21 protein-coding genes are annotated in these 20,855 nt (G+C 64.4%); 11 read left to right on the top strand and 10 right to left on the bottom strand.

The genetic code is table 11. From position 1 onward, the window contains the following. Positions 1 to 45: 45 nt before the first annotated feature. Both V7P99_RS13330 and bfr read right to left on the bottom strand, forming a co-directional pair. Positions 46 to 483: a response regulator gene (locus V7P99_RS13330; RefSeq protein WP_333795318.1), complete on the bottom strand. Its 438-nt coding sequence runs from the start codon at positions 481 to 483 to the stop codon at positions 46 to 48. A gap of 183 nt (positions 484 to 666) precedes the next feature. Beyond that, complete coding sequence (gene bfr / locus V7P99_RS13325; RefSeq protein ID WP_333795317.1) at positions 667 to 1,158, bottom strand: bacterioferritin; 492 nt, start codon at positions 1,156 to 1,158, stop codon at positions 667 to 669. Positions 1,159 to 1,992: 834 nt separating this feature from the next. Here bfr and V7P99_RS13320 point away from each other — a divergent pair. From V7P99_RS13320 to V7P99_RS13305, 4 genes are all read left to right on the top strand, one after another. After that, a complete protein-coding gene (locus tag V7P99_RS13320; protein ID WP_333795316.1) occupies positions 1,993 to 3,192 on the top strand; it encodes an ABC transporter permease in 1,200 nt (399 codons plus the stop codon). Positions 3,193 to 3,350: 158 nt separating this feature from the next. Beyond that, on the top strand, positions 3,351 to 4,118 hold the full coding sequence (locus V7P99_RS13315; protein ID WP_333795315.1) for an ABC transporter ATP-binding protein: 768 nt from the start codon (positions 3,351 to 3,353) through the stop codon (positions 4,116 to 4,118). A gap of 15 nt (positions 4,119 to 4,133) precedes the next feature. Further along, complete coding sequence (locus tag V7P99_RS13310) at positions 4,134 to 5,165, top strand: HlyD family secretion protein (RefSeq protein WP_333795314.1); 1,032 nt, start codon at positions 4,134 to 4,136, stop codon at positions 5,163 to 5,165. Between the two features lie 624 nt (positions 5,166 to 5,789). Further along, positions 5,790 to 6,248, top strand: coding sequence for a hypothetical protein (locus V7P99_RS13305; RefSeq protein ID WP_333795313.1), 459 nt, complete (start codon positions 5,790 to 5,792; stop codon positions 6,246 to 6,248). A gap of 22 nt (positions 6,249 to 6,270) precedes the next feature. Here V7P99_RS13305 and V7P99_RS13300 read toward each other — a convergent pair whose 3' ends face one another. Beyond that, positions 6,271 to 7,425, bottom strand: a complete 1,155-nt coding sequence (locus V7P99_RS13300; protein WP_333795312.1) for a glycosyltransferase family 4 protein — start codon at positions 7,423 to 7,425, stop codon at positions 6,271 to 6,273. Further along, entirely contained in the window at positions 7,425 to 8,114 is a 690-nt protein-coding gene (locus V7P99_RS13295; protein ID WP_333795311.1) for a polysaccharide biosynthesis/export family protein, read from the bottom strand. Before V7P99_RS13295 ends, V7P99_RS13300 begins: the two co-directional genes overlap by 1 nt. 153 nt (positions 8,115 to 8,267) lie before the next feature. Between V7P99_RS13295 and V7P99_RS13290 the strand changes: the two genes are divergently transcribed. Both V7P99_RS13290 and V7P99_RS13285 read left to right on the top strand, forming a co-directional pair. Then, entirely contained in the window at positions 8,268 to 10,577 is a 2,310-nt protein-coding gene (locus V7P99_RS13290; RefSeq protein WP_333795310.1) for a GumC family protein, read from the top strand. Between the two features lie 214 nt (positions 10,578 to 10,791). Continuing rightward, complete coding sequence (locus V7P99_RS13285) at positions 10,792 to 11,919, top strand: polysaccharide deacetylase family protein (protein WP_333795309.1); 1,128 nt, start codon at positions 10,792 to 10,794, stop codon at positions 11,917 to 11,919. Here V7P99_RS13285 and V7P99_RS13280 read toward each other — a convergent pair. Then, positions 11,891 to 12,097, bottom strand: a complete 207-nt coding sequence (locus V7P99_RS13280) for a DUF2842 domain-containing protein (protein WP_333795308.1) — start codon at positions 12,095 to 12,097, stop codon at positions 11,891 to 11,893. The genes V7P99_RS13285 and V7P99_RS13280 overlap by 29 nt on opposite strands. 134 nt (positions 12,098 to 12,231) lie before the next feature. Between V7P99_RS13280 and V7P99_RS13275 the strand changes: the two genes are divergently transcribed. Beyond that, positions 12,232 to 13,314: a COX15/CtaA family protein gene (locus V7P99_RS13275; RefSeq protein WP_333795307.1), complete on the top strand. Its 1,083-nt coding sequence runs from the start codon at positions 12,232 to 12,234 to the stop codon at positions 13,312 to 13,314. Between the two features lie 26 nt (positions 13,315 to 13,340). Here V7P99_RS13275 and argC read toward each other — a convergent pair whose 3' ends face one another. The 4 genes from argC to rplM form a co-directional block, all read right to left on the bottom strand. Further along, complete coding sequence (gene argC, locus V7P99_RS13270) at positions 13,341 to 14,291, bottom strand: N-acetyl-gamma-glutamyl-phosphate reductase (protein WP_333795306.1); 951 nt, start codon at positions 14,289 to 14,291, stop codon at positions 13,341 to 13,343. After that, positions 14,288 to 14,998 (bottom strand): YjbE family putative metal transport protein, encoded by a 711-nt coding sequence (locus V7P99_RS13265; protein WP_333795305.1) that lies wholly within the window; start codon positions 14,996 to 14,998, stop codon positions 14,288 to 14,290. The genes argC and V7P99_RS13265 overlap by 4 nt, the downstream gene beginning before the upstream one ends. A gap of 142 nt (positions 14,999 to 15,140) precedes the next feature. Continuing rightward, positions 15,141 to 15,617, bottom strand: a complete 477-nt coding sequence (rpsI, locus tag V7P99_RS13260) for a 30S ribosomal protein S9 (RefSeq protein WP_333795304.1) — start codon at positions 15,615 to 15,617, stop codon at positions 15,141 to 15,143. 5 nt (positions 15,618 to 15,622) lie between these two features. Next, the gene (gene rplM, locus V7P99_RS13255; RefSeq protein ID WP_333795303.1) at positions 15,623 to 16,084 is read right to left on the bottom strand and encodes a 50S ribosomal protein L13; all 462 of its coding nucleotides are present in this window, start codon (positions 16,082 to 16,084) and stop codon (positions 15,623 to 15,625) included. 390 nt (positions 16,085 to 16,474) lie between these two features. Here rplM and V7P99_RS13250 point away from each other — a divergent pair, with 390 nt between their 5' ends. The 4 genes from V7P99_RS13250 (at position 16,475) to ribA (ending at position 19,797) form a co-directional block, all read left to right on the top strand. Next, positions 16,475 to 17,050: a hypothetical protein gene (locus tag V7P99_RS13250; RefSeq protein WP_333795302.1), complete on the top strand. Its 576-nt coding sequence runs from the start codon at positions 16,475 to 16,477 to the stop codon at positions 17,048 to 17,050. Between the two features lie 82 nt (positions 17,051 to 17,132). Further along, positions 17,133 to 17,978 (top strand): enoyl-CoA hydratase, encoded by an 846-nt coding sequence (locus tag V7P99_RS13245; RefSeq protein ID WP_442909909.1) that lies wholly within the window; start codon positions 17,133 to 17,135, stop codon positions 17,976 to 17,978. Position 17,979: 1 nt separating this feature from the next. Continuing rightward, the gene (locus tag V7P99_RS13240; RefSeq protein ID WP_333795301.1) at positions 17,980 to 18,840 is read left to right on the top strand and encodes a CoA-binding protein; all 861 of its coding nucleotides are present in this window, start codon (positions 17,980 to 17,982) and stop codon (positions 18,838 to 18,840) included. Positions 18,841 to 19,161: 321 nt separating this feature from the next. Further along, positions 19,162 to 19,797 carry a GTP cyclohydrolase II gene (gene ribA / locus V7P99_RS13235; protein WP_333795300.1) on the top strand — a complete coding sequence of 212 codons (636 nt, stop codon included), beginning with the start codon at positions 19,162 to 19,164 and terminating at the stop codon, positions 19,795 to 19,797. A gap of 81 nt (positions 19,798 to 19,878) precedes the next feature. Here ribA and V7P99_RS13230 read toward each other — a convergent pair whose 3' ends face one another. Continuing rightward, entirely contained in the window at positions 19,879 to 20,763 is an 885-nt protein-coding gene (locus V7P99_RS13230) for a TIGR01459 family HAD-type hydrolase (RefSeq protein ID WP_333795299.1), read from the bottom strand. Between the last annotated feature and the right edge of the window lie 92 nt (positions 20,764 to 20,855).

Raw genomic sequence — 20,855 nt, 5'->3', positions numbered from 1 at the left:
AAAGCACGTTATAGGGAGGGCTTCCGGGAAAATTAGCTCCGCTGTTCAAAGGATGGGCGTCTGTCTCCATCCGGCGGAATGCTGCAGCTCCTGGCCAAGCAGGTCGCGGATCCGCTGGATTAGCCGATTGATATCGTAAGGCTTGCCGAAAAAGGCGTCGGCGATGCCCGTTATGTCCGGCTCGGGCGTGTTCGCGGACACGACGATCACCCGGATGTGCGGGTGGAGGGAGCGCACCGCCTGTGCGAGCTCGAGGCCGCTTCGCGATCCGGCGAGTTCGATGTCAGTCACGATGAGGTCGATGCGCGCTCCGGCCGCAAGGACTGTCTCGGCCTCGTCCACGCTGGCCGCCTCGCGCACGCGCAAGCCCGCCTGGTTGAGCTCCATGGCGAGCGTGAAGCGCAGAAGCGGCTCATCCTCGACGACGAGGATGGTAGCGGCCGGACTGCCCGGGGCGAGATTGCTAAGTTCTGGAATGGTCATCGGTTTCACCTATCCGCCAACGTTGGGCAGGCAGGGGGAGTTCCGTGGACCAGATAGAGAATTTCGCCGTCACGAAAGGGGGCGCGCGGCAAAGGTCGGCGTGGGCGAGCCGAAAGGCGTCAAGAAGAATGGCGGGGAAGGTAGGAGGGCGCGGAGATGACCTCTCCGCGCCTCTACAATCGTTCAGTGGCCTTCGACTTCGTTCGAGGGATCGGACTGGAGCAGTCCATAATTCTCGATCCCGATCTTGCGGATCAGGTCCAGCTGGGTCTCGATGAAATCGATGTGGCCTTCCTCGTCCTCGATGAGCTCCTCGAACAGCTCCATCGTGACGTAATCTTTGACCGAGTGGCAGATGTCACGGCCGCGGATGTAGGTCTCGTGCGCGATCAACTCGCCCTTGAGATCGCACTCCAAGACCTCCTGAAGGTTCTCGCCGATCATGAGGGGCGCCACATGCTGCAGGTTCGGCAGGCCCTCGAGGAAGATGATCCGGCTGATCAGCTTGTCGGCGTGGTGCATTTCCTCGATCGATTCGGCCCGCTCCTTCTTGGCGAGCTTCGTGAAGCCCCAGTCATCGAGCAACCGGTAATGAAGCCAGTACTGGTTCACGGCACCCAGCTCGAGCTTGAGAGATTCGTTCAGGATGTCGATGACTTCGCGTTTACCCTTCATGGGAGCCTCCGTCTGCCGAGATGATGGAGAGGAGACCCAGTGGCAGATCCTCGGCCATTCCCGGAATAGTTTAGAACCATTCTAATTTTGTAGTCCGGGCGCACGAGAAGGTCAATGCCCCAAAAGTGGTAGCCACGGGCAAGGTAGCGTGTCCGCGGGTTTGCGAAAACTTTCAAGGCTGCGTAATCAATTTTGGCTGGTGTCCACAGGACAATCGCATCACGGCTAGGGGCGAGCGCCGATCGCACGGCCGGGGAACGTCAAGAAGCGGCCTCTCCGTGTTCCAGCGGGAACAGCGCCATCGGAGGCGCTCCGACGCGTGAGCTTCGCCGAGGCGCCCGACTGGCACACAAGGCAGATGATGGACAGCGGTGACCGCGAGCATGGCGACGCCGATCAGGCAGTCGTCGCGGATGCGCCCGCGGAACCGCCTCCATCGACAGCGACACTCAACGCGCGGTTGAAGAGGAAACTGTAAGCGCTCCGTTCCGGATCTTGGCGTAGCGGTCAGGGCGGGCTGCTGCGCCGTGTATGTTCAAGTGGCGGTCTGAGAGCAGCGCCCTTGTCGAGCCCTCTCTTACATGGAAGTCGGCGTTCAGAAATGTCGACTCGTGTTCAGACCCAAGCGGCGCTTCGGCGCACGAATCACATGCTGCGGTGAAAGGTCCTTCGCGCGTCATCATCGCGCCATGACCGTGACAGGATCGCATGGGACGTGATCTTTTTCACAAGGCGGCATGGGCGACGGAATAAAAAGCGCATCCAGGCTCTGCGGCGCTGGACGTCGCAATGAGTTCAGCGCACAACACTCCCATTGTCTCATTGGAGAGGGATATGACGAAGAGGATCGCTGCCGGTAAGGCGCCGACGGCAGAAGCCCGTCCGGGCAAGATCATCCGCATGGCGCCCAAGATCGCCTATCGGAACCTCTTTCACGATCGCATGAGCCTGATCGTGACATTGGTCGGCATCGTGTTCTCCGTCGTTCTGGTCGCCATCGAGGTAGGACTCTACAAGGGCAGCGAGAGCAAGATCGCCACCGTTCTCGACAAGGCCCCCGCCGATCTCTGGATCGTGCCTTTCGGCACCAAGAGCTTCGACGATCCGTCGCTGCTGATGGGGCATGAGAAGTATGCGGCTCTCTCCACTCCGGGCGTGCGCAACGCCGAGGACATGATCGTGAGCTTCGCCTCCTGGCGGAAGCCCGAAGGCGGCCGCAAGTCGTTCATCCTCGTCGGTCTCGACTGGCCCAACGGCGGCACCCGGCCCTGGAGCCTCGTCGAAGGCACCGTGAACGATCTCCATGCTCCGAACGCCGTGGCTGTCGACCGGTCGTACTTCAAGGACCTCGGCATCGAGGCCCGCGGCGACTACGCCGAGATCAACAACCAGCGCATCAAGGTGACGGCCGTGACGGAGGGCATCCGCTCGTTCACGACGCTGCCGTATGTGTTCACGCCCATCAACACGGCGCGCAAGTTCGTCGGCGCCAGCGCCGCACAGGCGACCTACGTGCTCGTAACGCTGCAGCAGGGCGCCGACGTGGAGGCGGTGCGCCGCTCCCTCGAGGAGCGGATGCAAGGTGTCGAGGTGCTGACCCATGACGAGTTCACCCGCCGCAGCATCAACTACTGGATGTTCTCGACGGGTGCCGGCCTGGCGCTGATCACGGGTATGGTGCTCGGCGCCATCGTCGGCGTCGTCATCGTGGCGCAGACGCTCTACGCCAGCACCAAGGATCATCTGAACGAATTTGCGACTCTGCGCGCGCTCGGGGCCTCGGCAAGCTATATCCACGCCGTGATCCTCATCCAGGCCATGCTGAGCGCAGTTCTTGGCTATGCGGCCGGCATGCTGCTCGCGATGCTGGCGATCTACCGTCTGTCGGTGCGTGTGCCCACGCTCACCATCGTCATGACACCGAAAATCGCGGCCTACCTGTTCGCGCTGACGGTTGGCATGTGCATCTTCGCCGCCATCACGGCCATCCGCAAAGTCACGCGCATCGATCCGGCCGGCGTCTTCAACAGGTGATGAGTTCAGTGCGGATGATTCGTTGCTGGAGCGGTATGGCGTGATTGGCGCGTGCTGCCGCGTTTCTTGTGACAGATGTAACAGGCGCATGAAGCCGCTGCCGCTAAGATCGCGTCGGCACCGGTCCGTGCGTTGCTTATTCAGGAGACCTTGCTGACATGTCCAAGGCTGCAAAAGCGTCGGACGGGCCGCGCCCGCTGCTCGAAGCGCGCGACATCGTGAAGACGATCGGCACCGGCGCGGGCGAGCTTCACATTCTGAAGGGCGTCAGCATGGATCTGCGGCCGGGTGAGTTGACGCTTCTGATGGGCCCGTCGGGAAGCGGCAAGACGACCTTGCTCTCCATACTCGGCTGCATCCTCTCGGCGACCAGCGGCGAGCTGCATCTCGCGGGCCATCAGGCTGTCGGGCTGTCGTCGGAGGAGCTGGCGGAGATCCGCCGTCAGCATGTCGGCTTCGTGTTCCAGAGCTACAACCTGTTTCCGACCTTGACCGCGCTCGAGAACGTGCTTGTCGCGCTCGATGTCCGCGACGCGCGCTCGGCGGACCCCATGGAGACGGCGGCGGAAGCGCTGAGATCTGTGGGGCTCACCCACCGCATGCACGCCTATCCCTCGAAGCTGTCGGGAGGCGAAAAGCAGCGCGTCGCCATCGCCCGCTCGCTGGCGGGGCGCCCATCCGTTGTGCTCGCCGACGAGCCGACCGCCGCGCTCGACAGCGAGAACGGCAAGGCCGTGATGGAGCTGCTTCAGGAAGTGGCCAAGGACCCGACGCGCGCCGTCATGGCCGTCACCCACGATCACCGTACGCTCCATTACGCAGACCGCATCATCACTATCGAGGACGGCCGTATCGTCAGCGACGAGCGCTCGCCCAGCTCGGGCGGGCCCGACGGCTCGGCCAGAAACAAGAACGTTGCAGCCTAAGGAAGATCACGCGCCATGCTGAAGCCAATCAACCTCATCCTGCTTCTGGGCGTCGCCGGTGTCGGCGGCTATTTCGCCTACGACAAGGTGAACGAGAGCGCGGCAGAGGAGCCCGTGGCGATCGAGATCAAGGACTACGAGGTCGCAGCGCCGGGCCGCGTAGAGCCGAAGTCGGGCGAGATCCGCCTCGGCGCCACCTATCTCGGACGCGTCGACGAGGTTCTGGTCGCGGTTGATGACCGGGTGGAGGAGGGCGAGCTTCTCCTGCGTCTCGACGATGCTGAAGCGCGGGCCAAGCTTGCGTCCGCGGAAACCGAGGCCGAGGCGCTGCGCGAGGATCGTGAGAAAGCCTTCGCCTCAGGCCGCGAGGACGTTCGCAAGGCCGAGGACGCGATCTATTCGGCCGAGCGCGCGGTGACGGGAGCCCGCATCGAGCTCGATTATGCCATCTCCGCCAAGCGCAGTGGCAGCGGCAGCGATAGCGCCGTGAGCGATGCCCGCAACCGCTTGAAGGACGCCAACGATCGGCTCGAGCGCGAGCGCATCGCCTACGTGAAGGCGCAGTCGAAGCCCAATCTCCCGGCGCCGAGCCGTGCTGAATCCGCGGTCAGCGCCGCCCGCGCAGAAGTGCGCATGGCCGAGGCCCTGCTCGACAAGACGCGCATCCGCGCACCCGTCGCCGGCACCATTCTCGAGGCCAACGCCAAGGCCGGCGAGGTCGTCGCGCCTTCGCCGGAGCGGCCGCTCGTCGTCCTCGGCGACATGAGCGTCATGCGCGTCAAGGCCGAGGTGGACGAAGGCGACGTCCGGAAGATCAAGCTCAACCAGACCGCCTACGTAACGAGCATCAGCTCGGGCGGCGAGAAGTTCGAGGGCCGGGTGACGAGCATTGCGCCCACGCTCGGCGCGCCGCGCATCGGTCCGCGAGGCCCGTTGCGCCCGACGGACGTCGAGGTGATGGAAGTGACCATCGAATTGCAGGGCGCCGATCCGGCGGAGGCTCTCAAGCCCGGCATGCGGGTCGATGCCTTCTTTCGTGGGAGCTGAGGCGCCGACGCCAGCCGCAGTCCGTCTCCCTTGGTCCGCCGCCCGGACGCGTGCGGCGGCTGGGGTCTGTCCGCCGTTCCAGGGGCTGCCGGCAACCTTCCATTCAGCATGAAGTGGGGAACAACCCCCGCGGCGCGGTTTTTTGTAGCTGACCCGGGCTGTCTGGTTGACAGCCTTGAAAAGATTGGGAAGGTTGCGCGCGGACCAGCATCCGCGCGCCGTTCCGAGCGGTTTCCGCCTCTTGTGGCCTGTTACCCTGGCGCAGGGCGCACGATGCGGGACCAGCTCTAGAGCCGCCCTGGTTCGAGTGATGCGGGTACGGCTCTGAAATTTTGTTTCTGATAGTGCGTCTTTTCGGACACTCAGGCTGCTATGGCCTTGCCATGACCAGGTCCGAAAGCACTGTAAGAGATCTTCGAAGGCGCCGACCGGGTGACTTCGATCCCGCCGACGGACGCAATCTCCGCGTTTCGAGACTGGATAACTGCAATCGCGATAGGCCGCCGGCTCGGTCTGGATGTAGATTATCTCACCGAATCGCGCGTAGTCCGAAAGAAGCAGTCGTCTTGCTGCCGCGTGGCGTCTCCCGCCCGTGGCCGAGGCCGTAAAGCGGAGCTAACCGCCATGACGCAGGTCACGATGAAGTCGCCCGCCATTGCCGATACGGATGCCGAGGGTGCCATTGATACGAGCGATGTGCCGCGTGTCGGCGCGCGCGAGCTGGCCTTGGCCTTGAAGATTCTGTCTGCCGGCAACGGCCTTCTTCTGCCTGCGATCACCCTGTCCGATGAGGATCTGCGCCGTGTGGAGCAGGATTTTTGGCAGATCTCGCCGCGGGCCCGCGTCCGCAAGGTTGCGGTTCTTTTGCGCTTCCGCAGCTTCCTTGCCGCCTGCCAGACGCGCCACGTCAACGAGCTGATCTCCCGTCATGGGCAGGCGGCGCTGATCCTCGCGCTTGAGGCCGCAGCGAAAATGCGCCTCAACGCGAAGTGGGGCTTCAATCCGGTCAAGATGGCCCGCACCATGAGCGAGGCGCTCAGTGCGGCGGCCGAGGGCTACCCGGGACAGCCCGCCGCGGTTTGATCGCGCAGTCTGATTTTCCGCATCAGGGCGAGAGGCTGGACTGATAGAAATCCAGCACGGCATCTGTCATGCCCGTCACCGTGAACTTCTCTTGAACGACTTGGCGCAGCGCCGCAGCCTGCGCTCGTGCGCGCTCCGGGTCCGCTAGCACTCGTTCCATGGCGCTCACGAGCGCGCTCACCGAGCCGGGCGCGATGAGCGCGATATCCGTGCCGGCGACGATCTCCGGAATGCCGCCGACCTGCGTCGCGATCAGGGGCTTTCCTGCCGCGCTGGCTTCGAGAACCACGTATGGGAAGCTCTCTGCGCGCGACGGTACCACGAGACAATGCCCGAGCGGCAACGCCTCCCGCGCCGGCATAGAACCGGCGAACGTGACGTAGACGTCGAGGCCGCGCCGGCGCGCTTCGGCCTTGAGTGCCTCGCTTTCGGCGCCGGATCCGACGATGACGGTCCGTATCGGATGCGTGGGGACGATCCGTGCCATTGCTTCGAGAAGCACATCGACGCCTTTGAGCCGGCGCAACTCGCCGATGAACAGGAAGCTTGCGGCATCGGGCGCCGGAGCATGCGGGACGAAATCTTCCTCGCCGACCCCGTTCGGGATCACGCGTCGCGGCGCTCCACCCTCGCCGGCGAGCCGCGCATAGGCTTTTCGAGCGAAATCGGATTCGAAAATGAGCCCATCGGTGATGGGACCCATGATCCTCTCGAGCACGCCGAAAATCTGGCCGGCGGCAGTTCCCGGCTGATAGTGGAGGCTGCCGCCGTGCGGCGTATAGAACGCCTTGGGGTGCATGCGGCTCGCCTTGAGCCAGGCTTTGGCCAGCCGCGCGTAGGCGCCGCCCTTGGCGCCATGGCCGTGCACGATCTGAGGATCGGCCGCACGCAAGACCCTCGTGACGACGCGCACGGTCGAAAGATCGCCAAGCCCCGGCTTGCGGCTCATCGGGATCAGCGCCAGGCCGAGCTTGAGCTTCGGCTCGATGTCCGCCAGACGCTGGGCCGTGAGCGCATCTGCCGAGATCTTGTCGGCCACGATGCCGACCGAATGTCCCCGCGTCGCCTGCTCGCCCGCGAGATCCACCACATGGCGGAACAGGCCGCCCACTGGCGCGCGCATGACGTGCACGATGCGCAGCGGAGCCTCGTTCATGCCGGCACGCGGAGTGGCCATCAGAAGAAGCGCTCGTTGATGTAAACGACGTCACCGGGACGCATCGGGAAATCCCCCGGCACGTCGATCTGGCTCGAGAAGCCGTCACGGCGGCGCGTGATGCGATAGCTGCGCAGGCTGGCGCGCTCGGTGTAACCGCCGGCGATGGCGACGGCGGTCTCCACCGTCATGCCGGACACGAACGGATACTGCCCGCCGTTGCGCACCTCGCCGTAGATGAAGAACGGCCGGTTCTCCAGGATGTCGACGGTCACCTGGGGATCGCGAACGAATTCCCTCCCCAAGCGGTGAGCGATCACCTGCTCCAGATCGCGTGTGGTTCTCCCTCGTGCGCGTACGCCATTGATCAGCGGCACGGAAATCATGCCCTCGTGATCCACCGTGTAGGCCCGCGAAAGGTTCGGCTGCCCATAGACGAAGACCCGCAACTTGTCTCCCGTGTCGAGCCGGTAGGCCCCGTCTGCATCCGCAACTCCAGCGCCGTCATAGGCGGCGGTATGCACAGTAGCTGTCCCCCACGCGACCTCCGCCGTTGGCGCATCCGCATAGACGACCGTTTCGGCCGGCTGGCCCGTGGTGCCGAGCGCTGCCGAGACGACGGTATCCGGATCGTGCGCGCAGGCGCCGAGCGCAAGCGCGGCGCCGCATGGGGCAAGGCGGAGAAGGAAGATTATGACGCCGAAGCGCATGGCGGACCGTTGCGAGAAAATGAGAGCAACGGGGAGTGTTAGGGGCGCACGGTTAAGAAAATCTAAGGACTTGCTCCATTACAGGAAACTTTAAGGAAACTCTAACATGCCGTGGCGTATCCAGAGTGGAGATCGTCGGCGGATGGAAGCGATATGGGGTCCCTCATCGCGAATACGGATGACATAGATCTGGGCGTCCTCTGGCGGGCCGCAATGCGGAGCCTGCCGAGCTTGGCCGTGCTTGCGCTGGCGCTTGGCTCTGCAACGTACGGCGTGCTCGGGCTTATCGCGCCGCGCTACGTATCGGAGGCGCAGCTCGCCATCGAGTCCAAGGGCACCGCCGATCCCTTTGCTGATCCCGTGCGTGGCAGCTCCGACAACGTCGTCGTGCGGATGGACAAGGAAGCAGTCAATACGCACGTGCGCGCGCTTCAGTCGGTCGATCTTGCTGAAGCCGTAATCCGCGACCTGAAGCTGACCGAGCGGGCTGAGTTCAACGCAGCGCTTGGTGCACCCGATCGCCTTTCCGCTCTGTTGCGCCGCATCGGCATCGGCGCGCCGCGAGCGTCGGAGACTGACCAGGACCGCGCGCTCGATGTCTTCTTCAAGCGCCTCGAGGTTTATTCGCCGAAGGAAAGCCGCTTCATCGGCGTGCGCTTCACGTCCATCGACCCGGAGCTTGCGGCCGCCGTCGCCAACCGCATCGCGGAAACCTACCGTGAGAGCCTGTCGCGCCAGGCGCTGGTCCAAACCGACGAGGTGCAGAAGGCGCTCGAGCCGAAGATCGCGCGCCTCGCGGAGGAAGCTGCCGCTGCCGAAGCCGCCGTCGAGCAATTCCGCGGCGAGGCGAACATCTTCAAGGGCGGACAGCAGGCCACGGGCCTCAACGAGCAGCAGCTCGCCGAGCTCAATGCCGAGCTGTCGCGGATCCAGGCCGTGCGCAGCGAGGCGGAAGCGCGCGCAGCCCAGGCGCGCGAGATGCAGGAGCTTGGCAGCGCCGAGACGCTCGCCGACGTGCAGCGCTCGCCGCTTATCCTGAGCCTCGTGCAGAGCCGTGTGCGCGTCGAGCGGCAGATCTCCGAGCTTTCGGCGACGCTCCTTCCCGGCCACCCGCGGATGCGCCAGCTCATGGCCGACCTCAAAGGGCTCAAGAGCCAGATCGAAGCCGAGGCGGCAAAGATCGTGGAGGGTCTCGGCAAGGAGGCACGGGTTGCCGCGCTGAGGGAAGAGGCGCTTCAGAAGAGCATCGCCGATATCAAGGCCCGCATCGTCAGCGCCGGACCGGAAGAAGCGAGGCTCAGGAGCCTCGAGGCGGACGCGCGCTCGAAGCGCACGGAGCTCGACCGGCTGCGTGCCCAGTTCGAAGCCAACCGCGTGCGCACGAGCGACAGCCGCGCGATCCCTGTCGAAGCGCAGATCGTCTCGAGTGCCCGTCCATCGGGCACGCCGGTCTTCCCCAGGAAGGCTGCGACCGCGATCCTCATGGCGATCGCGACGATGATGATCGGGCTCGCTCTCGTCGTCACGCGCGGACTGCTCCGCGATGCGCGCACTGCTTCGCAGCCGGGCGGCCGCCCGCCGCGCAATGGCCGGCGCGACCGGCGTCGGCGCGATCGGCACCAGCCCGCCGTGCCGGCGTCCGCTCCCGCGCGCCGCATCCCCCACGCCCATCCGGCTCGCGAGACGGCGACCGCATCCGCCGGCGCAGCCGTTACGCCGGGACCGGAGGATGAGGATCAGCGCGACGCAAAGTCGTCGTCAGACCCGGCCGGCGCGAGCCTCCTGCTCGAGGACGCCTCGGAGGACGTGCCTGCCGAGGGCAGCGGCATCGAGAAGGTGGCGACGGGCGCAGCCATGGCCGCCCGCATCGGCGACCTGCGCAAGGGCGCGACCTCCGGCTTGCGGACGCTCTTTACGGGTGCCGCCGACGTCTTTTCCCTGGCCGATGAGGCGGCCGCCATCTCCCGCACGCTCGCCGATGCGGGCAGCGCCGTGATCATGGTCGACTGGAGCCTCAATGGCAGCGGCATCGCCGAGCCCTTGGGCCTTCCGACCTGGCCCGGCTTCGCCGAGTTGGTCGATGGCCGAGCCCGCTTCGAGGACGTCGTCCGCTCTCTGCGCGACAGCGATGTTCATCTCATTCCCTGCGGACGTGGAGCCGAGGATCCTGGCGAGCCGCTCGACGGCGACAGCCTCAATTTCCTGCTCGACGCATTAGACGATGTTTACGAGCACATCATCGTCGTCGCCCGTACAGAGCCGGCGCGCCGCCTGTTCGAGGCTATCGAGGGCCGTTTCGACTGCGCCGTCACGCTCGTCGGCTGCGAAGCGGAGAGAAGCCGGATCGCGGGGCAGGGCAGCGGAACATTCCTCGGCTTCGATGTCGAGGGCATCGCCCTCTTCACGCTGGATCAGTCCGAAGGCCTCTCACGCTCCGGCGATAAGCTCGAGCGCGTCGGCTGAGTGAGGCTGGTCCATGGGGGCGGGTTAACAGGATTTGAACGATCCGCCGGCTTAGCTGGAGTGCTTCCGGAAAAGTGGGACCCGGTCATGGCGAAGCCGTGCACTTAAGGTATCCGATAAGAAGCACGAGGAAGCAAAAGCCTAGAGCCGTTCCCCGGTTCCACTTAAATCGGAACGGTTCTCGCCTCCCAGTACGAGCCGAGGCAGATCGGATATGCGCCGCACGACCACAGCGCTGACGCGAACCGCGCTCTCGATCCTCCACTATTCGGGGGTCGGGGCGCTGCTGGCGCCGCTCGCGCGCGGCAAGGGTGTGATCTTCACCCTGCATAGCGTCAGGCCGGAGCCGCCGCAGGCGTTCGAGCCGAACCGTATCCTGAAAGTCACGCCTGATTTCCTCGACGCCGCGATCACCACGGTGGAGGCCGCCGGCTACGATATCATTTCGCTCGACGAGGCCGGCGCACGCCTCAAGGCGGATACGCCGGCGCACCCATTCGCTTGCTTCACCTTCGACGATGGTTACCGCGACAACCGCGATTACGCCTATCCCATCTTCAAGCGACGCGGCCTTCCATTCGCGATCTATGTGCCGACGGCCTATGCGGACGGCGAGGGAGAACTTTGGTGGCTCGTGCTCGAAGCGGCAATCCGTAAGGCGGGCCGTGTGCGCGCCATGCTGGATGGCGAGGAGCGTACCTTCGATACCCGCTCGCTCGCCGGCAAGGAGCGCGCATTCGCGACGATCTATTGGTCGCTGCGGAACGGTGCCGAGACGGATCTGCGCGCCGCAGTCCGCATGATCGCCACCGATGCGGGCCTGGAATGGGCCACGCTCTGCCGCGATCTGATCATGGGCTGGGATGAGCTGAGAGCGCTCGCTGCCGATCCGCTGGTCACCATCGGCGCCCATACCTGCCGGCACTTCGCCGTGGCCCGCTTGCCGGAGGAGGAGGCGCGGGCGGAGATTTTAGAGAGCGTAACGCGCATCGAGCGTGAGCTTGGCCGGCCGTGCCGCCATTTCAGCTTTCCCTATGGCGATCGGGCGAGCGCTGGCGAGCGGGACTTCGCCATCGCCGCAGCGCTCGGCCTGGAAACGGCGGTCACCACGCGCAAGGACGTGCTCCGCGCCGCAAGCTCCATGACCGGCCTGCCGCGTGTATCGCTCAACGGTGACTTCCAGAAGACGCGCTACGTCTCAGCATTGATGACCGGCGTGCCCTTCGTTATGCGCGATGCCGCTGAGATGGCGCTCGCTGCCACACGCAGGCTCCGCGGTGGGGCCCGCACCAGCGGCGCCCGTGCGGGCTCCGCTACGCGTCCGGGCGCTGCATCCATCTGACGAGCCACATCGCCGGCAGCACCCAGAGCAAGCCGGCCACCGCGTAATAGACGAGCTCGGCCGTCTTGCTCACGCTCACCTGCAGCGCGATCGCGACCAGCATGGCACCGAGTGCGTAGACGGCAAGGAAGACGAGCAGCGCCACGGCGCCGATGAGCTTGCGCATGCGAAGAGACATGGGTGGCGCGAATTCCCGGAGGTTTGCGATCTCTTGGCGCGGACCGCGCAGATCGGATCCAGCGCCTGACATCGTATTGATCGGAGGCTCGCTTCGCCCTATCACACCTTGATGGCTTCAAGGGAAAAAAGCGCATGGCGGCCGCCGGGACCATGAACGGATCAGCAGCAGCGTCTGCCTCGCGCGATGGCGCGGTGCGGCTCTGGCTCATTTTCGTTGCCGGTCTGGTGCTGGCCATGATCACGGTCGGCGGCGCGACGCGGCTGACCGAGTCCGGCCTGTCGATCACGGAATGGCAGCCGATCCTCGGCGCCATTCCCCCGCTGACCGATGCGCACTGGCACGAGGCCTTCGCGAAGTACAAGGAAATCCCTCAGTACCATCTCGTCAACAAGGGGATGTCGCTCGAGGAGTTCAAATTCATCTACTGGTGGGAGTGGGGCCACCGCCTTCTCGGCCGCCTCATCGGCCTCGCGTTTGCGCTCCCGCTTGCGGTGTTCTGGTTCGCGGGTGCTCTGCGCCGCGGCTATCCTCTGAAGCTTCTCGGCGTGCTGGCGCTCGGCGGCCTGCAGGGCTTCATCGGCTGGTACATGGTGAAGTCGGGTCTGATAGAGCGGGTGGATGTCAGCCAGTATCGGCTCGCGCTGCATCTCACCGTGGCCTTCCTGATCCTTGCCCTGCTCGTCTGGCTGGCGTTCGAGCTGAGTGTACCGGAGCACGAGAGCGTCGCGGCGCGCGGCGCGATGAAAGCGCTGCCGGTGCTGATCGTCGCGGCGATCTTCGTGCAGGTGGTGATCGGCGCCTTCGTCGCGAGCCTCAAGGGCGGGCTTGTCTACAACACGTGGCCCACCATGAATGGGGCCTTGGTGCCGGATGATCTCTGGACGATCGTCCCCTGGTATCACAATCCGTTCGAAAACCCGGTGATGGCCCAGTTCAACCATCGCTTCATCGCCTACGCGATCTTTGCGCTGGCGGCCCTTGAAGCATGCCGTGCGTTCGTCACGCGCGCTCCGCGTGAGGTAAAGGCGTCGGCTCTCGTCCTGCTCGCCGGCGTAATCGGTCAGGCAGCGCTTGGCATCTGGACGCTGCTCGAAGCCGTGCCGATCGGCCTCGGCGTCGCGCATCAGACCTGCGCCGCCATCCTGCTGATCCTCGCCATGCGCCATCTCCACGTGACGGCACAGGCGAGTATCGGCCATGTCCGCCACGCGTGACCGCCGCGTGTTGGTCTGAAGGCCCCTTATAGCCCGAGCATCAGCTTGATATTTTGCACGGCCGCTCCGGCCGCGCCCTTGCCGAGATTGTCGAGCCTCGCGACGAGCACGGCCTGGCGCTGATCGTCATTGGCGAACACGAAAAGCTCAAGCTGGTCCGTGCCGTTCAGCGCCAACGCATCGAGCCGCCCGTTGAGTGCAGCTGCCTCCGCGGCGGGAACCACCCGCACGAGCGCCGCGTCGCGATAGTGGGCCTCGAGCGCATCCTGCAGGTCCTTCCCGGAGGGAGCCCCGGTCAGCATATCGAGGTGCAGGGGAATGCTCACCAGCATTCCTTGGCGGAAATTGCCGACCGAGGGCACGAAGATCGGCCGCCGTGAAAGTCCGCCGAAGCGCTGAAGCTCGGGCACGTGCTTGTGTGCGAGGCCGAGGCCGTAGAGCTCGAAGTCCGGGGCCGTGCGCGCGGCCTCGTAAGATTCGATCATCGCCTTGCCGCCGCCCGAATAGCCGGAAACGGCATTCACGGTGAGCGGGAAGTCCGCCGGCATGAGGCCGGCGTCGACTAGCGGACGGACGAGCGCTATGCCGCCCGAAGGATAGCATCCCGGATTGGCCACGCGGCGTGCAGTCCGGATGACGTCCGCCTGGCCGTGATGAAGCTCGGGGAAGCCATAGACCCAGCCCTCGGCGGTGCGGTGGGCGGTCGACGCATCCACGATCCGCGGCGCCCGTTCGCCAAGGCTGTCGGCGATGGCCACGGCGTCCACCGCGGCCGCGTCGGGGAGGCACAGCACGACGAGATCGACCTCGCCCATGAGCTTGCGCCGCGCATCGGTATCCTTCCGCAGTTCAGGCGCGATGCTCGCGACTGCGACGCCCGGTTCGAGCGCCAAGCGCTCTCGGATCTCGAGACCAGTGGTGCCGGCTTCGCCGTCGATGAAGACGCGCGGCTTTGCGGAATGAGGATGCGTGTTCATAGCGGGGCTCCGCCCGGTCCAAGGCCAAGCCGATGCAGCACAGCGTGCCACAGCGTTTCGGAGCAGCCGATGCCGTAGGTGGCGCAGGTGATCTTATGACTGTCCGTGTAGATCATGTCGAGCGCCACCCAGACGATGATGATGAGGCCGATCCATGCGATCCACGGATACCGCGCGAGCAGGCGCGCGATATAGGTCGATGCGACGGCCATCAGGATGATCGCCAGGCCGAGACCGATGATGAGCACCGGCAGCGGCTCCTGCGCGCCCTGGGCGACGCCTGCCACCGCGAGCACGTTGTCGAGCGACATCGAGACGTCGGCAAGAATGATGGTCCAGAGCGCGCTCCAGAAGCCGACCTCGCTAGCCTTCCTCTCCGTCGAGGCGACCTGCGCCTCGACGTCGTCGATGGAATGAGCGCTATGGTCGACGAGCTGGTGATACATCTTCCATGCAACGAACAGCAGCAGCAGTCCGCCGGCCAACGTGAGGCCGATGACCTGAAGGAGCTGCACGGCGATGCCTGAGAACAGCACGCGCAGAACCACCGCGCCTGCAATGCCCCAGAAGATCACCTTCGCTCTGAGGCTGGGCGCCACGCGCGACGCCGCCATGCCGACGACGATGGCATTGTCGCCGGCGAGGGTGAGATCGATGATGATGATATTGACGAGCTCGACCGCGTGTAGGGAAATCCACTCCAGCATTGATTTTATGTCCCCGGCCGCGGTGTCCTGAGCCCGCTGACTGGCATTAGGTGAGCAGTCGCGCCTTCGTCAAGGTCCGCCATAGCAAAACAGCCCGCCGGAGGGGCGGGCTGTTGGAAAATGGTGAAAGAGTCGCGGCAGATCAGCGCTTCGAGAACTGGAAGCTGCGGCGTGCTTTCACGCGTCCGTACTTCTTACGCTCGACGGTGCGGCTGTCGCGGGTCAGGAAGCCGCCCTTCTTCAGCAAGCCCCTGAGCTCCGGCTCGTAGTAGGTGAGCGCCTTCGAGATGCCATGACGCACGGCGCCGGCCTGTCCCGAAAGTCCACCGCCGGCGACGGTCACGATGATGTCGAACTGGGTCGCGCGGTCCGCTGCGGCGAGCGGCTGCTGAAGCAGCATTTGCAGCACGGGGCGTGCGAAATACTGCTTATAGTCCTTTTTGTTCACCGTGATCTCGCCGCGGCCAGGCTTGAGCCAGACGCGCGCTACGGCGTCCTTGCGCTTGCCGGTGGCGTAGGCACGGCCGAGGCTATCCAGCTTCTGCACGTGCACCGGGGCCTCCTGGACGACCTCCTTGAGGGCGCCGAGATCGTCGAGCGACTTGGTTTCCTGTGTCATGACTATCAGGCCCTCGCGTTCTTGCGATTGAGACCGGCGACGTCGAGCGCGATGGGCGTCTGCGCCGCATGAGGATGCTCGGCACCCTTGTAGATCTTCAGGTTACGCATCAGCTTGCGCTGCAGCGGCCCGCGCCGCAGCATGCGCTCGACGGCGAGCTCGATGACGCGCTCCGGGAAGCGGCCTTCGATGATCCGCCGCGGCGTAGTGGTCTTGAGACCGCCCGGATAGCCGGTATGGCGATAGTAGGGCTTGTCGTCATACTTCTTGCCGGTGAAGACGACCTTCTCGGCATTGATGACGATGATGTTGTCGCCGCAATCCACGTGCGGCGTATAGATGGGCTTGTGCTTGCCCTTGAGGCGCGTCGCGATGAGAGCGGCGAGGCGGCCGACGACGAGACCCTCGGCGTCGATCAGCACCCACTTCTTCTCGACCTCGCCCGGCTTGGCGACGTATGTCTTCATGGCGGGAAGCGCTCCTGCCTGGGGTTGAAATGCTGGCCGCGATTTTTTCGCAGCGAGATGTGCTGTGTACGCGGCGCTTCGGTGCCCGTCAATCGATCTCGATAAATAAATAAGCGATCTAAATCAACGCGTTGCCACGTGTGGTAATATGCGGCCACATATGCGGTAAAATAATACCAGATATTTAACGGCGCAATGTCCTTTGTTTTTAGATTAAGGCTTGGAGCAATCACTGCTGTAAGAAAACAGCGGAGACGCCCAGCCGCACGTCGGCATAGCGTAGCCTCTTTCTGTTCTTAGATCCGTCTCAGTTGTAATCTTAGAGTGGAGCTGCGACGCACCGGGGAAGCGACGCACCGCGATGCAAATCCTGAAGGGAGTTTACGCCTGATGAGAATGTTCCTGTCACGCCTCAAGTCGCTGGCTTTGATCATCAGCTTGAGTGTGGGTGCCGCGAGCGCCGGCGCGATGGGTGCCGCAGCTCAGGAGTTCAAGCAGATCGAGCTCAATGACAAGCTGGTGACATCGTTCATTGCCGCACAGAAAGATTTCGAGCCGCTTGCAAACAAGCTCATCGAGGGCGGGGACCAGCCGGACGCTGCCTTGACGAAGGAGTTGGAGGATATCGCCAAAAAGCATGGCTTCGCGAGCTTCGCCGAATTCGAGGACGTGGGGGCGAACATCACGCTCATTCTCGACGGGCTCGACCGTTCGTCGGGCGAGTTCACGGATCCCATTGAAAAGATGAAAAAGGAGCTCGAGGACATCAAGGCCGATGACTCGATCCCGGCTGATGACAAGAAGCTCGCGATCGACGATCTGACTCAGGAAATCGCGGCGTCTGAGCCCTTGAAGTTTCAGGCCAACATCGATGTCGTGAAGAAGCATGTGGCCGAGATCGAGGCGCTCATTCCCGAGGAGACGGGCGAGAGTGGCCCCGACGACGACGAAGCACCGGCGCAATGAGCTGGACCGCGCTATAAAATAGGAACGGGAACGACCTCGCGCGACAGCCGCGCGATTGAAACGAGCGACGCCGGGGCTATTCGTGACACGCAGCAATCAGTCCGAAACCGCTTTGGCAGCATCCGCTGCCGGTGAGGCCGGACTGGTGCAGATTGCGCGTCCGGAAACCGGCGTCGCTGTCGTCACGCTGAATGCGCCTGCGAGCCGCAACAGCCTCTCGCGCCGGATGATCGCCGCGCTCGATGAGGCGGTCGCGGAACTGTCCGCCGACGCCAGCGTAGCGGCCACCGTGCTCGCTGCGACTGGCCCCGCGTTCTGCGCTGGCCACGACCTCAAGGAACTCGCACGCCACCGCGCCGATCTCGACGGTGGGCGCGCGTTCTATGAAGAAACCATGCGCGCCTGCGCGCGTCTGATGCAGGCAATCGTGCGGTGCCCAAAGCCTGTCATCGCTGCCGTCGAGGGAGTTGCCACGGCGGCGGGATGCCAACTCGTCGCGACCTGCGATCTCGCTGTCGCCGTGGAGACGGCGAGGTTTGCGACACCGGGCGTCAACATCGGTCTTTTCTGCTCGACACCGATGGTCGCCCTGGCGCGCAACGTACCCCGCAAGCGTGCCATGGAGATGCTGCTGCTCGGTGAGATGATGTCCGCCGCGGAAGCCGAGCGCCACGGCCTCGTCAATCGCGTCGTCCCGCCCGGTCAGGCGCTCGACGAGGCGCTCGCAATGGCGCGCATCATCGCCGCGAAATCGCCGGCGACGGTGGCTGTCGGCAAGGAAGCGTTCTACCGCCAGATCGAGCAGCCGCTTGCCGAGGCTTACGATTATGCGGCCGCCGTCATGGTGGAGAACATGATGGCGCGCGATGCGGAGGAGGGGATCGCAGCCTTTCTCGAAAAGCGCCCGCCGGTCTGGAAGGGCTGCTGAGATGCAGCCGCGCCTGTCTCTCGTTACGCTCGGCGTTGCCGATGTGGCGCGTTCGCGTGCGTTCTACGAGCGACTTGGCTTCAAGGCATCATCGGCCTCTTCTGAGCACGTCGCGTTCTTCGACGCTCAAGGCGTGGTGCTGGCGCTCTTCAGCCGCGCGGACCTGGCGGCCGATGCTGGTGTCGCGGGTGCTGCCTCCGGCTTCTCGGGTGTTTCGCTCGCTCACAATGTCTCCTTGGAGGAAGACGTGGCACGCGTTCTGGCGGAAGCGGACGCTGCCGGCGCAACGATCGTAAAGCCCGCTCGGAAAGCGGTCTGGGGCGGCCGGTCCGGCTATTTCGCCGATCCGGATGGGCACCTCTGGGAAGTTGCTTGGAACCCGTTCATGCCACTCGATGCCGCCGGCCATATAAGGCTGCCCGATGGCGCCGGAGGTGCGAGCCCGAGCGACCAAGTCATTGCCGGCATCCTGCAAGCCTCCCGCACATTCGTCGTCATCGGAGCATCCGATAAGCCGAGCCGGCCGAGCTATGGTGTCATGGGCTATCTCAAATCTCAGGGCTACGAGGTGATCCCGGTCAATCCCTTGCTCGCAGGGCACACGGTCCTTGGGCTTTCCGTGAAGGGCGATCTCGCAGCCGTGGACCAACCGGTCGACGTGGTCGATATCTTCCGCAATTCTGCGGCAGCGCTCGATGCCGTGCGCGCGGCGGTCCGCGAGAAGGGCCGGCTCGGCATCAAGGTGGTGTGGATGCAGGTTGGCGTGATCAATGAGGTGGCCGCCGCGGAAGCCTGCGCCGCCGGTCTCGTCGTGATCATGGATCGCTGCCCAAAGATCGAGCATGCTCGTCTTTTCCGATAAATGTAGCATCTGAATACAGGTCGCTGGGCGATCGCGTCGGTGATTTTTCCGCGCCGGCGCGCGGCATCGGAGCCCTTGATGGCGGGGCGGCTGCGATGAATGATGAAAGTCAAGAAAGGCGGCCAAAAAGTCGGCACGCATCAATAAAACTCGTGAGGGTTATGCCGCGGCACCCGCGCTCTACCATCGCTCCGGAATGTGCTATACGGCCGCCAGCCCAGCGGCTATTTCGCATCTTGTGCGACCAGCCATGTGCTACGAAACTATTCGTCGCCCCCGACCAAGCCCGCACCGAGCCGGTCGAAGACTGAGGAGATCCCGATGCCGCTGACCGGCGTCCAGGAAAAGAAGCTCGATACCGACCGCTCCGCGCAGACTCTATTGCCGATCGAGCTCGATGGTGCCGAGATCACGCTTGAGGCGCGTGCCTACCAAGGCAAGGACGAGCACACTCAGGCGATGGCGCTCATCAACCGTGGCGAAGGCCAGGAGGCGGGCGAACTGCCTCTCGTGCGCGTGCATTCCGGTTGCGTGACGGGCGATATCTTTCATTCGCTGCGTTGCGATTGCCGGGCTCAGCTCCATTCGGCACTGAAGCGCATCACGGCGACGCCCAACGGCGTGCTTATCTATCTGCCGTTCCATGAGGGGAGGGGCATCGGCCTCTTCAAGAAGATCAAGGCCTACGCCTTGCAGGACCAGGGCCGCGATACCGTTGACGCCAACATCGAGATCGGCGAGCCCATCGACGCGCGAGAGTATGAGCTCGCCGCGGAGATCCTGCATGATCTGGGCTTTACGCGCATCCGCCTGATGACCAATAACCCGGCGAAGATCGCGGCGATGGAGGATGCGGGCATCGAGGTCGTCGATCGCGTGCCGGTTGTCGTCAGTCCCTGCGCGCACAACTCCCACTATCTCGAGACCAAGCGCCGCCGCATGGCGCATAAGCTTTAGCGCCGGACCGTTCCGCCAGAAAACACCTCGGCCTTTCCGGGCGCGGGAGTGCAGCGCTTGTAATCTCTCGCGCTCAGCGCCTTACCAGTGAAGCTCGCCCATAGCGCCGAGCGCCGTTGGTGTGCCGGGTGGAAACAGCGCTGCGAGCTTCGCGGGGATGATCTGCCCGTCGTCCATGGTCTCATGCCGATGGATGCCGCCCGCGACGAACAGGGCGTCGAGACCCGCTCTTTCGGCGCCCGTGAGATCCGTTCGCACCGCATCTCCGATGACGAGGATCCGCTCCGCCGGAATGTCCTGGCCGCGGATCCTCGCGGCTTTTGCCGTGGCGGACGCATAGGCGGTCGCATGCGGCTTACCGGCCCAGAAGACGGTGCCGCCGAGATGCGCATAAGCATCCGCCAAGGCGCCGGCGCATAGAAAAAGACGCCCCCCCACATCGACAACGAGATCCGGGTTCGCGCAGACAAATGGGAGCGCGCGCGCGTGCGCTCTCTCGAGCAAGTTCCGATAGCTGTCGACGGTCTCGTTCACATCATCAGTGAGGCCGGTACAGACGACCGCCTCGGCCGTCTCGAGCGGCGCGTCCTCGGCTTTCGCAGCCGTGAAAAATGCGGCATCCCGCTCGCGCGGTCCGATGAAGTGCACGGCGCGATAGCCCTGCTCTTGCATGTGGGCCAGTGCGATTTCGCCCGACGAGACAATCGCGTCATAAGTCTCAGCCGGCACATGGCGCGCTTCCAGCATGGCTTCCACGCGTGCCACGGGAACGGGTGCGTTGGTGAGCAGCACCACGGTGCCCCCGCCCTCTCGGAAGCGCAGCAAGGCGTCTGTTGCCGGTCCGTAGGCGCGGATGCCGTCGTGCACCACGCCCCAGACATCGCAGAAGAGCACGTCATAGCGGCTGAGGAGGGTTCCGGCGCCCGAAATGATCGGAGGAACGCGAGAGCCAAGAGGCGTGGACATAGGCTTCCGTAAAGAAGGAATTGGCTGCTGTGGAGCTGGAGAATGGTGCCGGCAGAGAGATTTGAACTCCCGACCAACGGTTTACAAAACCG

It is taken from the genome of Hyphomicrobium sp. (assembly GCF_036780825.1).
GTDB lineage: Bacteria > Pseudomonadota > Alphaproteobacteria > Rhizobiales > Hyphomicrobiaceae > Hyphomicrobium_C.
The sequence above is the reverse complement of the archived record's forward strand: the minus strand, read 5'-3'. Positions and strand labels throughout refer to the sequence as shown.

Bases quoted from the DNA above. Each gene is read 5' to 3' on its own strand.
- V7P99_RS13330 (WP_333795318.1), bottom strand. From the start codon at position 483: ATGACCATTCCAGAACTTAGCAATCTCGCCCCGGGCAGTCCGGCCGCT.
- bfr (WP_333795317.1), bottom strand. From the start codon at position 1,158: ATGAAGGGTAAACGCGAAGTCATCGACATCCTGAACGAATCTCTCAAG.
- V7P99_RS13320 (WP_333795316.1), top strand. From the start codon at position 1,993: ATGACGAAGAGGATCGCTGCCGGTAAGGCGCCGACGGCAGAAGCCCGT.
- V7P99_RS13315 (WP_333795315.1), top strand. From the start codon at position 3,351: ATGTCCAAGGCTGCAAAAGCGTCGGACGGGCCGCGCCCGCTGCTCGAA.
- V7P99_RS13310 (WP_333795314.1), top strand. From the start codon at position 4,134: ATGCTGAAGCCAATCAACCTCATCCTGCTTCTGGGCGTCGCCGGTGTC.
- V7P99_RS13305 (WP_333795313.1), top strand. From the start codon at position 5,790: ATGACGCAGGTCACGATGAAGTCGCCCGCCATTGCCGATACGGATGCC.
- V7P99_RS13300 (WP_333795312.1), bottom strand. From the start codon at position 7,425: ATGGCCACTCCGCGTGCCGGCATGAACGAGGCTCCGCTGCGCATCGTG.
- V7P99_RS13295 (WP_333795311.1), bottom strand. From the start codon at position 8,114: ATGCGCTTCGGCGTCATAATCTTCCTTCTCCGCCTTGCCCCATGCGGC.
- V7P99_RS13290 (WP_333795310.1), top strand. From the start codon at position 8,268: ATGGGGTCCCTCATCGCGAATACGGATGACATAGATCTGGGCGTCCTC.
- V7P99_RS13285 (WP_333795309.1), top strand. From the start codon at position 10,792: ATGCGCCGCACGACCACAGCGCTGACGCGAACCGCGCTCTCGATCCTC.
- V7P99_RS13280 (WP_333795308.1), bottom strand. From the start codon at position 12,097: ATGTCTCTTCGCATGCGCAAGCTCATCGGCGCCGTGGCGCTGCTCGTC.
- V7P99_RS13275 (WP_333795307.1), top strand. From the start codon at position 12,232: ATGGCGGCCGCCGGGACCATGAACGGATCAGCAGCAGCGTCTGCCTCG.
- argC (WP_333795306.1), bottom strand. From the start codon at position 14,291: ATGAACACGCATCCTCATTCCGCAAAGCCGCGCGTCTTCATCGACGGC.
- V7P99_RS13265 (WP_333795305.1), bottom strand. From the start codon at position 14,998: ATGCTGGAGTGGATTTCCCTACACGCGGTCGAGCTCGTCAATATCATC.
- rpsI (WP_333795304.1), bottom strand. From the start codon at position 15,617: ATGACACAGGAAACCAAGTCGCTCGACGATCTCGGCGCCCTCAAGGAG.
- rplM (WP_333795303.1), bottom strand. From the start codon at position 16,084: ATGAAGACATACGTCGCCAAGCCGGGCGAGGTCGAGAAGAAGTGGGTG.
- V7P99_RS13250 (WP_333795302.1), top strand. From the start codon at position 16,475: ATGAGAATGTTCCTGTCACGCCTCAAGTCGCTGGCTTTGATCATCAGC.
- V7P99_RS13240 (WP_333795301.1), top strand. From the start codon at position 17,980: ATGCAGCCGCGCCTGTCTCTCGTTACGCTCGGCGTTGCCGATGTGGCG.
- ribA (WP_333795300.1), top strand. From the start codon at position 19,162: ATGCCGCTGACCGGCGTCCAGGAAAAGAAGCTCGATACCGACCGCTCC.
- V7P99_RS13230 (WP_333795299.1), bottom strand. From the start codon at position 20,763: ATGTCCACGCCTCTTGGCTCTCGCGTTCCTCCGATCATTTCGGGCGCC.